Annotated in this window: 13 protein-coding genes; 3 read left to right on the forward strand and 10 right to left on the reverse strand. The window is 43.8% G+C overall.

Annotated features, from left to right (window positions below; genetic code table 11):
• The first annotated feature begins 162 nt into the window (after positions 1 to 162).
• Positions 163 to 2676: a Kelch repeat-containing protein gene (locus D1614_RS10710; protein ID WP_119437926.1), complete on the forward strand. Its 2514-nt coding sequence runs from the start codon at positions 163 to 165 to the stop codon at positions 2674 to 2676.
• A 111-nt stretch (positions 2677 to 2787) separates the two neighbouring features.
• Here the strand turns inward: D1614_RS10710 and D1614_RS10715 are convergent, their stop codons facing one another.
• The 4 genes from D1614_RS10715 to D1614_RS10730 all read right to left on the reverse strand — a co-directional run bounded on the left by D1614_RS10715 (position 2788) and on the right by D1614_RS10730 (position 7933).
• On the reverse strand, positions 2788 to 4083 hold the full coding sequence (locus tag D1614_RS10715; RefSeq protein WP_119437927.1) for a class II aldolase/adducin family protein: 1296 nt from the start codon (positions 4081 to 4083) through the stop codon (positions 2788 to 2790).
• Positions 4084 to 4660: 577 nt separating this feature from the next.
• Positions 4661 to 6253, reverse strand: a complete 1593-nt coding sequence (gene lnt, locus D1614_RS10720; protein ID WP_119437928.1) for an apolipoprotein N-acyltransferase — start codon at positions 6251 to 6253, stop codon at positions 4661 to 4663.
• An 8-nt stretch (positions 6254 to 6261) separates the two neighbouring features.
• Positions 6262 to 7176, reverse strand: a complete 915-nt coding sequence (locus D1614_RS10725; RefSeq protein ID WP_119437929.1) for a bifunctional metallophosphatase/5'-nucleotidase — start codon at positions 7174 to 7176, stop codon at positions 6262 to 6264.
• On the reverse strand, positions 7169 to 7933 hold the full coding sequence (locus D1614_RS10730) for a 5'-nucleotidase C-terminal domain-containing protein (protein WP_119437930.1): 765 nt from the start codon (positions 7931 to 7933) through the stop codon (positions 7169 to 7171). Before D1614_RS10730 ends, D1614_RS10725 begins: the two co-directional genes overlap by 8 nt.
• A 75-nt stretch (positions 7934 to 8008) precedes the next feature.
• Here D1614_RS10730 and D1614_RS10735 point away from each other — a divergent pair, with 75 nt between their 5' ends.
• Complete coding sequence (locus D1614_RS10735; protein WP_206609984.1) at positions 8009 to 9061, forward strand: N-acetylmuramoyl-L-alanine amidase family protein; 1053 nt, start codon at positions 8009 to 8011, stop codon at positions 9059 to 9061.
• A gap of 433 nt (positions 9062 to 9494) precedes the next feature.
• Complete coding sequence (locus tag D1614_RS25655; RefSeq protein ID WP_155523336.1) at positions 9495 to 9668, forward strand: hypothetical protein; 174 nt, start codon at positions 9495 to 9497, stop codon at positions 9666 to 9668.
• Between the two features lie 146 nt (positions 9669 to 9814).
• Here D1614_RS25655 and D1614_RS10745 read toward each other — a convergent pair whose 3' ends face one another.
• The 6 genes from D1614_RS10745 to D1614_RS10770 all read right to left on the reverse strand — a co-directional run bounded on the left by D1614_RS10745 (position 9815) and on the right by D1614_RS10770 (position 13224).
• Complete coding sequence (locus tag D1614_RS10745) at positions 9815 to 10411, reverse strand: hypothetical protein (protein WP_119437932.1); 597 nt, start codon at positions 10409 to 10411, stop codon at positions 9815 to 9817.
• 98 nt (positions 10412 to 10509) lie between these two features.
• Positions 10510 to 11118, reverse strand: coding sequence for a hypothetical protein (locus D1614_RS10750; RefSeq protein WP_119437933.1), 609 nt, complete (start codon positions 11116 to 11118; stop codon positions 10510 to 10512).
• Positions 11119 to 11203: 85 nt separating this feature from the next.
• Positions 11204 to 11653: a hypothetical protein gene (locus tag D1614_RS10755; protein WP_119437934.1), complete on the reverse strand. Its 450-nt coding sequence runs from the start codon at positions 11651 to 11653 to the stop codon at positions 11204 to 11206.
• Between the two features lie 113 nt (positions 11654 to 11766).
• Positions 11767 to 12129, reverse strand: a complete 363-nt coding sequence (locus D1614_RS10760; protein WP_119437935.1) for a hypothetical protein — start codon at positions 12127 to 12129, stop codon at positions 11767 to 11769.
• A 95-nt stretch (positions 12130 to 12224) separates the two neighbouring features.
• Complete coding sequence (locus tag D1614_RS10765; RefSeq protein ID WP_147384161.1) at positions 12225 to 12722, reverse strand: hypothetical protein; 498 nt, start codon at positions 12720 to 12722, stop codon at positions 12225 to 12227.
• 43 nt (positions 12723 to 12765) lie between these two features.
• Positions 12766 to 13224 (reverse strand): hypothetical protein, encoded by a 459-nt coding sequence (locus tag D1614_RS10770; RefSeq protein ID WP_119437937.1) that lies wholly within the window; start codon positions 13222 to 13224, stop codon positions 12766 to 12768.
• Between the last annotated feature and the right edge of the window lie 46 nt (positions 13225 to 13270).

Genomic DNA, 13270 nt, shown 5'->3' on the forward strand with positions numbered 1-13270 from the left:
ATTAATCTATCAGCGTGTTAGTGTTTCTTACGCTATAATTAATTGAGGTACTTGGGGCAAACCTCGTTGGGCTTGTGCTGTCATAATTTTCATATCTTTGCCGCACAATTACATTTTCTAATCCTAAAGAAATAAGTTCCAACAAAGGAAATATTTGAAACTATGCTTGTATCAGTAAAACTACATTGCTACATACTTTTACTTTTCACTCTTTTAGGGGTTCAGAAATCATTTCTGGGAGGATTGAAGTTTAGCGGTGGCGAACAGCCCATCGACAAAAGAACTTCGTACAATGTTTTTGGCGATAATCAGGTAACATTTACCGACAGCTTTGTTATTGATTTTAACCTGTCTCTTTATCCCACCACCCAAATCGGGTACATCATCCGCATCAAAAACCAGGAAAACAACACGATCTACAACCTCTTTTTTGACGGACAAGGCAGCGAGCTTTCATTCAAATTTAACGAAGAGGGCAAGAACAACCTGATTACCGCCAATATGGATAAGGAAGAATTGCTGAACATGCACTGGTTTAAAATGAAACTATCATTCGACCTGAAACGCGATTCGATAACGCTCGCCATTCATGACAAAACCTTTGGCACCAGCAATGGCAGTCTTCCCAATCCTTGCAGTCCGGTTATCCTTTTCGGGAAAAGTGATTTTATAATTGATGTGCCCACATTCGCGATAAAAGACCTTTCTGTGGGCAACAAAGAAAAATACCTGTTCCCGCTGAAAGAGAACGAGGGAAACATCGTTCACGATCAAAAAGGGAAAGACATTGGAGAAGTTTCCAACCCGGAATGGCTGATTAACGACGCCTATCACTGGCGCTATCAAACTTCGTTTCAATCGAAATTGGTTGCCGGGGCCAATTACAACTCGCTAAAAAAAGAGATCTATTATTTTAACCGCGACTCGATACATATATACAATGTACGATCGGGCCACACCGAAATAAAGGTATTTGATGAAAAATGTCCTGTTGAACTGATATTGGGTACCAATTTCCTTGATCCGGGAAACAACAAGCTGTATACCTATGAAGTGTTTTATGAAGCGCCTTACGAAGGTTCAACGGTAGCCAGTCTCGATCTGAACACCTACCAATGGACGGGAGAAAGCAAGGAGCAGTTGCCGACCCAACTGCATCACCACGGTGCGTATTTCGATCCGTCGACCGGGAAATACACGCTGTTCGGAGGTTTTGGCAGTATGCATTACAGTAGAAACTTCTTTACATATGATTTGAACACGAGTAGGTGGAATGTATTGGACAAAATACCCGGAGATTTCCTGTCGCCGCGTTATTTTTCTTCGGTAGGTTACCTGAAGCAGAACAATTCAATCTACATCTTTGGCGGCATGGGCAACGAGTCGGGCGAACAAATTGTTGGAAGAAAATACTACTACGATTTATACCGGATAGATCTGAATACAAAGCAAATTTCAAAGCTTTGGCAAATTCAATGGCAAGAAGACAATGTGGTCCCAGTCAGAGGAATGGTGATACTGAATGATTCGTGTTTCTACACCCTGTGTTATCCCGAGCACTTTTCGGATTCTTTTCTGAAGCTCTACCGCTTCTCGATGAGCGATGGCAGCTATGAAGTACTGGGAGATTCCATCCCGATTCATTCCGACAAAATTACCACCAATGCCAATCTTTATTACGATGCGGGTCTGAATAACCTGTATGCCACAGTTCAGGAATTTGATGACGATATTTCGTCGAACCTGAAAGTATATTCGCTGGCTTTCCCACCCATTACTGCCGAGGAGCTTAAAAGCTATTCGAAGAGTAAAAGCAGTAATGTCGCGCTGCTTTTAATCGTTCTTGTTTCGGGGGCAGTCATTGGCATAAGTTACCTTTTGTACCAGCGACGCAAGCAAATGCAGAAAACCGATGAGTACGGACTACCAATTTCGCGCGATTCGGGGCTCAAAAGCCACATGCCTGCCCGGGCCAATTCCATTTGTCTTTTTGGCGATTTTGAAGTACGCGACCGGAAAAACAAAGATATTACCTACCTGTTCAGCGAAAAACTGAAACAGGCATTTTGCCTGATCCTGCAACACAGTGCCGAAGACGACGGGATCACCTCGCAACGTTTAAGCGACATTTTATGGCCCGGAAGGCCCGCCTCCAAGGTAAAGAATTCGAGAGGCGTAACCATCAATCACCTGCGCAAGGCTTTGAGCGAACTCGATGGAATCGAATTGATTTACGAAAAAGGATGCTTCAAGATGGTACAAACCGAAGAGTTCTATTGCGATTATACCCGCTGCATTCAGATCATTTCTGCGGAAAATACAGAACAATACCGCGATGAATTGTTATCGCTGATCACCCGTGGTAAATTTCTGAAACTTTCGGATCATCCGCTTTACGATTCGTTTAAAGAGACAATGGAACAAAAGCTGGAGCCGGTATTGCTGCTTGAACTGGAAAAATGTTTTGAGGCGGAATCGTTCCGCTCTGTTATCAAGATTGCTGAAGCTATATTCAATATTGATCCATTAAACGATACAGCATTTGCGTACCAGGTAAAGGCTATGCAACGGCTGAAAATGAATGAAGAGGCGCTGATCAGGTACCAGTCGTTTGTGCTTGAGTACAAGAGGATAATGGGGAATCCGTATCCGCATTCTTTTAAAAGTTATAGTTAGTCCGGTTTCAACTGATTTCTATTCTCCGTTAAAACCGAACCAACTACACCCAAAAATGGTTTCCTTTTCGTTTTTGAACTATGGCTTTCTCCGAAAACCGTTGATCGTTTGTTACGACAAAAACTTCTTCCGAAGGGCTTCCACCTGCTGGTCGTTAATAGGCACCAACTTGCCCAGCGATGCTCCCATTGTCAGCGACTTGGCGCTAAATTCGGCCACTTCCAGCCGGTCGAAAGTGCCAAGCAATTTATCACCGGTTACCAAAACTGAATCGTTATTAATAATTACGGCCGGCGTATTTACTGACAAAGTATTCAAAATGGCTTCCTGCCCGGCGAAATGCGAGCCAAAAGGCATGTTCGGAATGTCCTGCAGGAAAATCCAGCTCTCGGGAATGGTACGCACATCCATTTTCTCGCCGGTTACGCTGTAAGCCATCAGGTAAGGGCTCTGCGTAAGAATGATGGAGTTGACATGCGGATTGCGTTTGTAAATCTCCTGGTGAAGCCAGGTAGAGCGGCTGGGGATTTTCCCGGGTTCGCGTTTCCCGTCTTTTATCTGAACAATGTCTTTCAACTGAATGTCCCAGCGGGCCACATTGGGAGGTGTGATCAGAAAATCGTTTCCACGCCAGCGAACCGAAACCGTTCCGTAAGAGCTGATCATCAATCCCTGATCGCAGGCACGCAATACAATGCGCTGGATCTGTTCGCGAATGGCTCTTTCATCTGATGGATGTTCCACCTCGTCCATTTCGGGCAAAAGACGCGGTATCTGGCTTTCGAACTCGTTGATTTGCTCGTCGGTCAGGTAATTGGGGGTTCCGATCGTACTACCGTTGATCAACGTCCGGGCACAAAATTCCATGGTTTCAAAACGCTGGTACGCATCACTTAAATCACGCCCGCCAACCACCGTACCATGGTTTTCCATAATCACCGAGTTGAATCCTTTGTCGAACTCACGGGCAATTACAGTTCCCAGTTCTTCGCTACCCGGCAGTTCGTAGGGAGCATATCCGATGGGACCACACACGTGTTTTGCCTGCGGAATAACATTGGTATTGGGTATTTCCCGAACAATGCTAAACGAAACAAGTGCCGGCGGGTGCGCGTGGATCACCGCTTTAATGTCGGGGCGGCTTTTGTATATGGCAATGTGAAACGGATATTCCGAAGAAGGCTTGTGTCTGCCTTCAATACTTCCGTCGCTTTTTACACAAACAATATCGGTAGGACGCAAGGTTCCTTTGTCGATAGCAGAAGGGGTTACCCACACATCGCCGTTTTCGTCGATAATCGAAATATTACCCCCCGAAGTAGTTGTCAAGCCGCTTCGGTAGATTTTGTCAATAATCATGGTAATCTGGTCGCGCGGGTGCATCCATCTGGTATTAAGCTTCCTCATTTTGTTTCAATTTTTTACTTGAATATTTGATACAAATTTAGAACTCCCGATGCGAATCGTCATCCTGTAATGACCTGTTTTTACCTTCTTTCTTTGCTTTTCCACATAGTCTAGCCTTTCCCCGGGAAAATCTTTTTATGCCCTATTTCGCCAAGGCTTACCCGCTTATTTTTCAAATCCTTAGGTCCTGTCATCATAATAATTCTTATTGTGAAATGCCGTTTCAGGGCTTGAATATCCGGGCCATTTTTAATAAACTAGCCAGCAATGCATTACATTGAAACCGGTAAGAATTAACATCTAAAATTTGCATATACCAAAGGTTACAGCTACATTTGAGACATACAAAACGAGTTCTTTAAATAGATTAAGATACTGTCCGCATTAATTCAAAAATTGGTAAACTCAACAGAAAAAATTAAACCGAGGACGCTCTTTATGGTTGCTAAAACAGGCCTTGTAGTCCCGAGTATTCGGGGTGAGTCTTCTGACCGATGGAAGTTTGATCAACCGGGCACTCAAATCCTGTTATACAGGGGTTTTACACATGATGAATTGATGCGGATTTTTTGTGTCCTTACCTGAACCGTTTCACCACCAAAAGCAATACCAGCAAAACACTTAAAAACAAAGCCGCACGGGCGATATAGTCTCCGTGTTTGACATAAAACGTCAATTCGCTGTTCGCATTGATGCTTCCCGATATGGCCGCTTCCTGCCACCAGGGAGTTGGCTGGCTGACATCGCCCCGCTGATTGATAAAGCACGAAATACCGGTATTGGCCGACCGCGCAATACTCCGGCGGGTTTCAATGGCCCGTAAACGCGCAAACGACATGTGTTGCTTGTAACCCGGCGTATTTTTCCACCAGCCGTCGTTGGTGATAATAAAAATGAGTTCGGCGCCCTTTTTCACATAGTCGGTCACGTATTCGCCAAACACCGACTCGTAACAAATAACAGGCGCTACCATTGTTCCATCAGCCGAAACAAAATTGCTGGCTGCTTCCTGTCGCCCCAGGCTTCCGGTGGTTCCGCCAATGTTGATCACAATGTCGCGAATAAAACCCAGGTATTTCATAAAAGGCATTTTCTCCACCCCCACTACCAGCTTCGATTTGTGGTAGATCTGCTCTTCACCGTTTCGATCCAGGAAGATGGCCGTATTGAATCGGTCGTAACTGGTTCCGTCCTGCGAAGTGCGCGCGGTGAGTGTAGCCTCGGCCTTGTTGGGGTAAACTTTATAGGAAGACACCCCGAATAATAGCTCGGCATGATCGTAATTGTTCATAAAGCCCTTCATGCTGTGCACAAAGCCATTACTATTCAATTCGGCTTCGTTCCAGTAGCCGGGATTTTCAAAAACCGTTTCGGGACCTACAATAAAATCGGTATTGTTATCCGTCACGCTGGCGGCCAGTTTCAGGAAATTGTCTCTCTTTTTTGTTTCGGCCCGCATATCGTATTCTTCGGAATAAGGATCCACATTGGGCTGCACAATCGCCACCTGTTTGGGCTTGCTTTCCTCTTTGTAACCGGCATACATACTCCATGAAATGATAAGCGGCACAAACAGCGCCACCGCCATGCTTACCAGCGAAATCACCCGCTCGCGGTTGGCAATCCTCTCCTGTAGCTGAACCAGCAGCTTGAAGATGAGAATGTTCATAGCCAGTACCCACAAAGTACCGCCAAAAGTTCCGGTAAACTCGTACCACTGAATCATTTTCACGTTGTTGGCAAAGCCGTTGCCCAACTGTAGCCAGGGCCACTCAATGTCCCAGTGAAAATGGAAATATTCAAATGAAATCCAGAACACCGCCAGACAGATATACCCCAGGTTTGAGCGGAATTTTCGCCGTGCCATGTGCGCCAGCCAAAGCACCAGCGACATCAGAAAGGAATTGGTAATGATGGCCATGGCCGCACCAACGAGGGTCGCATGCATGATCCACCAGGTAGTGAGAATATTCCAGGTAAAGACAGCCAGAAAAGCATGCCCCCAGAAAGACACACTGCGGTATTCTTCCTTTCGGTCGACAAAAAACTTATCGATGACCAGCAGCGGAAGAAAAGCGATAAACAATATCCAACCGGGAAATCCCAACCAGGCCAGACTTAACAAAACTCCGGAAAAAAGTGATAAAAGTAACCGTTGAGTGCGCTTCATTGGTTGATTTATGATTCAAGGTTTTTAGAAAAGAGTTGCTTTTTATGCTTTTGGTTGCGGTCGAACACAAAATCAATTTTACCAACCATTAAACCACCCCACCACGCCTGGTTCACAATCACCGGTTCTCCGGCTTTGTTTTTCTCCACCATCGGTTCTTCCAGGTAAGTATGTGTATGCCCGCCAATGATCAGGTCGGTGGCTGATGTTTCGGCAGCCAGCACCAGGTCGCTCACTTTGTTGCTTTTGTATTTCAGCCCAAGGTGCGACAAACAGATCACCAGGTCACATTCCTTTTCATTCTTTAAAAACGACTCCATCTCGAGCGCCACCCGAACCGGATCGTTAAAAACGGTATTCCCGTAATTGCGTTTGCTCACCAGCCCTTCGAGCTCGATGCCCACTGCATAAACGCCTATTTTAATGCCGTTGCGTGTAAATATTCTGTAGCGGTCAAATTTCCCGGCTAAAATCGTATCCGAAAAATCGTAGTTCGAACTAATGATCGGGAATTTTGCATTGGGCAGCGGATCGGCAATGCCTTTCAAGCCGTTGTCGAACTCGTGATTACCAATGGTCCCCAGGTCGTAGCCGGCCGCACTCATTACCTTTAGCATCAGCTCGCCTTTGAAATAGTTGAAGTACGGCGTTCCCTGGAACATATCACCCGCATCGAACAAAAGCGTGTTGGGATTAACAGCGCGTTGCTGTTTCACCAACTCTGAAATACGTGCCAGCCCACCTTTGTTGACATAGCGTTCGTTGCCTTCGCCAAAAGGCTCGATGTGGCAGTGCAAATCGTTGGTATGCAAAATGCTGATGGTTACAAAATCGTCGCTGGCCAGCAAATCAAAAGGCGTAAGGGCCAAACCGATGCCCGCCGAACCGGCTGCCACATTCCGGATAAAATGTCTTCTATTCATGGCTGATCCTCCCATCCAGTTTTACCTGCAAATGCTCGTTGTTCTTTTGTTTTTCTTCCAGGTGTTGAATAATCAGGTCCCGGATCAATATTCCCGGGCTCACATATTGTAAACGTTCTTTCAAAATATCGAGGCCATCGCCGCCACCGGCTACGTAGTCGTTGGTTACCAGCCAGTACGTTTTGTCGGCGTCAAAATCCTGTCCGCCGATTTGTATATTCTCGGCCTTCTCTCCTGATATTTTAAATCGGACGCCCCCCACACTGTCGCCACCTTTGCGGGCCACGTAATTTAAAAATTCCTTTAGGGTGCTGCCTTTTAGTTCCAGGTAAACCAGTTCGTTTTCGAAGGGCATTAATTCATACACCTTCCCCACGGTTATATTCCCCTTGGGCAAAGCAGTCCTGATTCCGCCGTAATTAAAAAACGAAACCGACGGAACGATCTTTTCCTGCCGGGCCACATCAGTTTTTGCGGCTTCTTCGAGCAAAAGATCCCCCAGAAAATTGGTTAACAAACTTTCGGGCTTGTCTTTTTCCATCTCTTCTTCCGAAAAAGAAATCACCCGGTTCATGTCTTTATCCAGCATATTCTTGTACGGAAGATACAAGCGAACAATATTGCTATCCAGCGGGTTGGTTTCTTCGGCCACCGGAATGTTCTTCAGTTCCACCCCGGTTTGTACTACGGGGTTCTGGCAGGATATGACAAACGTCAATAGAGTTATTAACAGCGCGTGGCTGATAGAATGTCGCATAAACAAAAGAAATTTATGTGCGTTACCTTTATTTTAGCATGAAAGTCGTTTACTGTAAACAGAAATAAACTTCATATGTTTAAGGCAAACTTACATATAAAATCACTTGTTAAGGTTATCTATTTAATAATTTTGGTTACCGCTTTTCTGCCGTATGATGCAGGCGCACAAACAAAAGAGGTGGTAGCGGAGAAAGGCGATGGAATTTACCGGCTTTTAAAACGCCACGGAATTTCGGCCACCGATTATTTACAGGATTTTATTTCGCTGAACAAGGAGGCACTGGGCAAAGACAACACGCTGATTGCCGGGGTTAAATACAAACTTCCGGATGTGGCTGCTGCCGCTACCAGTGTTACAGAACAGCCGGTGGCAGCAAAAACCGGTCTCAGAACCGAACGCTACCCAATATTTGGCAAGCAATACGAAAATGTAGTGATTGAAAGCGAACAGCTGAAAGGCGCTGTTTATTACCTGATGGCAGGGCATGGAGGCCCCGACCCGGGAGCGCTGGGAAAATACAACAACCACCTGGTGGCCGAAGACGAATATGCCTATGATGTGACGCTGAGACTGGCCCGCAACCTGATTTCGGAAGGGGCCACGGTTTACATGATCACCATCGACCCCAACGACGGTATCCGCGACGATAGCTACCTGAAAGTGGACAAAGACGAGGTTTGCTACCCACGGCTTACCATTCCGCTGAACCAGATCAAACGCCTGCGCCAGCGTTCCGATGCCGTGAATAAACTCTATGTTAAACACCGGGGTTCTTTTCAGCGTATGATAGCCGTTCATGTGGATTCGCGCAGCAGGGCCGAAAACATCGATGTGTTTTTCTACCACGATAAACGAAGCGAAACCGGCGAAAAAGCCGCCAAAATATTGCTGGAAACCTTTGCAAAAAAATACCGCGAGCACCAGCCGGGGCGAGGATACGGGGGCACCGTAACAGAAAGAAACCTGTATGTGGTAAAAAATACCTATCCACCAGCAGTTTACATCGAGCTAGGAAATGTAAACCACCAGCGCGACATCCAACGACTGATTATGTCGGGCAACCGCCAGGCACTGGCCAACTGGCTCTACGAAGGACTGGTTCAGGATTTTAAAACCAATAAATAATAAGGCACCGGCCTGTAAAATAGAAGGGGCTGTCTCAAAAGTTCTCTTGTGTTAGATTGATGTTACAATTTGGAAGTAACCACCAGGGTTTTCACCCCTAAATCCCCTGTAGGGGACTTTAAGCCTTCGGTCAGCTGACGGAGAGGTTTGGAGGGGTAAAATGAAAGTCGATTATAAATTGTAAGTTTCTTTTAAAACAGCTTGCCTTTTTGGACAGCCTCTTTTATTTGCGGCTTAGCGGGAAGGCTACCCTACACACGCCAACACAAAAAACAGCTAACTAACTGATTTAAAGAAGCCGCCGCAGTTGAGAGTAATCAAATTGTCGCGCGACAAGAGCTTCCCGCACTCGAGCGTAGCAACATTGTCGCGCGACAATACCGTGCCGCAATTCGGAGAACCTAATGCGTCGCCGGTTGCAAAGCCGCCGCAGATGAGCATGCTAACATTGTCGAACGACGAAAGTATGCCGCAGACCGGAGCAGTAACATTGTCGGGCGACGAAAACCTCCCTCCATTCAGCGTAGTAACACGGACGCACGTCGCAAAGGCTTCTCCCATCCGAGAAGTTATCTCAACCGGCAACGCAAAGGCCCCGCTGTTTTGAAAAGCTATATCGTCGGGCGAAGAAAGGCTGCCGCCGCTGCCGCACGATTGCCTCGTGTGGCATTGTTATAAGTTGGATTTTGTAAACCACGCGATGGAATCGCGCGGGAGCAGGGGATTTGTTGTTTTTTCAATCAAACTTTGATTTTAATCTTCTTCCCACTTCTCGATATTCGACTTTTCGATGATTCCGTAATTGACAAACTTGTCAGTTGTAATCAGGTTTGCTTTGGCAACTCCTTCGCCAAAATCCTGGGTGTCAATTCTTGATGTGACATTTATCCATTCTTCATCCACATTTAATACAATCGAAGAATCCTTATACAATAGGTGAACGGTTCCGTTTGATTCCACATCTGTTATCTTAAATGCACCTTGTTCGTACGGCAATTCATAAATCCCCGTAAGTCCGGTTCCAGCACCTCCACCAGCTAAACCACTTAAACTAATGCCATTTCCGTAAATTACTTTCAATGATTTATTGATTGAAAAATCGATATCTCCCGATAAAATTTCATTTTCAGCATTAAACGTATAAGTAGGAAAATCTACTTGCGGGCCTTCAATATAATTTCCTTCGATTAGCTCACCGTTTGTATTTACATGATGGTCAATAAAAACACATTTGTCGGAATCGATTATCCAGTTTTCTTCTTGATTTTTCTCGCAGCCGGAAACAAGCAATAAACTGACGCCGGCAATTACAATCGTAATTAGTCCATTTTTAAAGTTATTTATTTTCATAATAGCTAGAATTTAAAGGTTACTATTTTATTGACTATGCTGCTGCACTTTAAAACCACGCGATACAATCGCGCGGGGGCAGGGGCTTCCATAAAAGTCTAGTTTTTAGCTGTTACAATGAATATAAATTGATAATCTTCAATATCTGCATCGGGCTGATTATAATTGGTTGGTGACGCTTTTGCCATGAAAATCCGGAATGAAGTATTTGAAATGAACGCCCCCTCTCCAAAATGGTTAATGAATGCATCTGCAAAATAGGAATCGTCGTTTAAATTAGCCGGAGCCGATTCCATATCGCTGATCAAATCATTTACATCTTCTATATCATGCCCGTTATTTTCATAGAATAAGGCCCCACATGGTTTTGAGGCTATTTTTACTGTTTTGCCCTGATTACCTATTTGTAAATAGGAGTAAACCCTCAAAGCTAAAGGTCCATTTTGGTTATCCTCAAAATCTACCAGGGCACAATCCAAGTTAACACTATCTTCAACATTTTTAATAGAAAGTTCTACTCTTTCTCCTTGGTAGACAATTTCTCTCGACTCACCATATTTTAGTTCAAACACACTTATTAAATCACCTATGTCCTCAGAAATGTGCATGTCTGGTTCGTCATTGTCGCACCCTCCCCCTAGCAAAACCACACCAAGTGGAAAAAGGAGCAGAAGAATTGTATACAGTCTTATTTTCTTTAATTTCATTTTTTGGGTTTTAAAAGTTGTGTTCCCGTCAAACCACGCGATGCAACCGCGCGGGAACGCGGTGTCAATATTGTCTTTTTCATCTTTATTTAACTGTTACAGACCAAAGCGTACCAACAAATGTACAGTATGAATGTAACGGGAAAGCTGGGGGCACTCCCTGTATCTCGCCTCCTGGTCCTGCATGATAAATAGTCAATTCTCCGGAACAATTATATACGGGATAATCGTATGTTTTTTTATCCGGAGAGTATGGGATAAGAATAACATGGTTTTTTGTTTCCCTTTCTTCGTATAGATCAATATTGAAACTGGAATGAATATCTGTTTTATTCAGCGCAATTTCATCCTTAATTCGTTTTAACCATTCAAGGTTCACCAAAGGATCCTCCACTCCGCAAGCGGAAATCTCGTGATTTTCATAAATTTCGTATTGAGGTTCTTTGTCTTCGCATCCTGTCCCAAGGAATATAAGAAAGAATGAAAAGATAAAGAGTAGTTTTAATTTGCCCCATGTTGAGGTTAACGTTTTCATTTCTATAGTTTTTAAAGGTGAGTTTCTTCCGTCAAACCCCGCTATACAATCGCGCGGGAGCGATGAGTTTCGAGCTACGAGCTTTGTCCCGATAGCTTTGTCATCATTTATTTTTAATTATTACAAAATTCTATAGATGCTGCAAACTCAGGGAATAGCATACAGGTCGAAAAATGATTCCCAAATTCTTCATATTGAAGAACCTTAAAATACACAATATCACCCTCATTTAATATCCCATCATACAAATCAGAATTAAATGCTATTGTTGCACCCACTGGAAGCTCACTATTCTCGGGAGGCTCAGAAATTTCTATGATATTTTGACATCCATCTCCATGATTAAGGTTCACTACCTTTCCTTGGAAGCATAGAGGGTCTTGTTCTTTATCATCACACCCTGTCCCCAGCAAAACCACACAAAGCGGTAGTAAAAGCAGTAAAGGGATAATTCGTTTTATTTTTTTTGATTTCATGTTTAAAGTTTAAAGGTGAGTTTCCGTCAAACCAGGCGATGCAACCGCACGGGAAAGCAGAGCAGATCGTTTTAACCTTTTAAATTTCACAAACATTATGGTTCGCTTTTAGATGTTTCAGTTACCATTACCTGATCATAATTTTCCCATGGAAAAGAGGCTAACATGGCACGGCAAGCCCCGGTAACAAACGGAACTTCGTCCTGTGTACTTACAATTTGGTATTTGAAGCTAATTTTATAAGCGTATTTCAAACTATCGGGGAAAAAACTAGGGCCGCAATTATCTCCATTATAATCCGGAGTAAGAATTTCATCCGGGAAAGAAAACAAACCCTCAGGAATATTAAATGAGTAAAAGTTCATTGCGTTATTTTCACTTCCTTCAAGTAATATGCAGTAACCTCTTTCTGTTTTATTTCCGGTGGCCTCTCCTTTTGTATTAAATTCATCCGCAATGAAAGAACCAACAATATAACCTTCTACCTGATCGGAATACTCATTATCATCCTTACAACCCATCGCAAGTAAAATCACACAAAGGGGCAGCAGGAGCAGAAGAATTGTTTGCATTCTTATTTTCTTTAATTTCATTTTGGTTGTTTTTAAACGTGAGTTTTCTTCGTCGCTACACAGATTACTTTATAATAAACAGGCTATCCGTTGTAGAGCTGAAATAAAGTTTAAACTCGGCATGGGTCCTTGAGTCTCTTTTCAATACAAACACATATTCACCATATTCCAAAGGGCCTACTTTACATTCCAGGTCATACCTGCAAATACAATCACAATACGCTCCGGTTTCCTTTTCGGTAAGAATAACAGAAGAGCTATCCTGGCTTACCTCGACAACCAGTGCGTCAATACAGCAATTAAAAAGTGTGTTTTCATGTTTTACAAAGAGGTAGTTCCCCTCTGCTTTGCATTTTAGTGTTTCGATAGGTGCTGACTTCTCGGATTCATTTTTACAGCCAACATAATTAAAGTCTTTAATTGCAATTTCCCCGTAAATATCTTCATCGTTTTTGTTACATGCTGTGCCTACAAAAGCCAAAAACAGAATTATAGAGCTTAACTTGAGAATATTTAGTTTCATTTTTTTAGTTTTTAATAATTAGCTTTGATTTGGTAGTTTCTAACTG

It is taken from the genome of Maribellus luteus (assembly GCF_003576475.1).
Lineage (GTDB): Bacteria > Bacteroidota > Bacteroidia > Bacteroidales > Prolixibacteraceae > Draconibacterium > Draconibacterium luteum.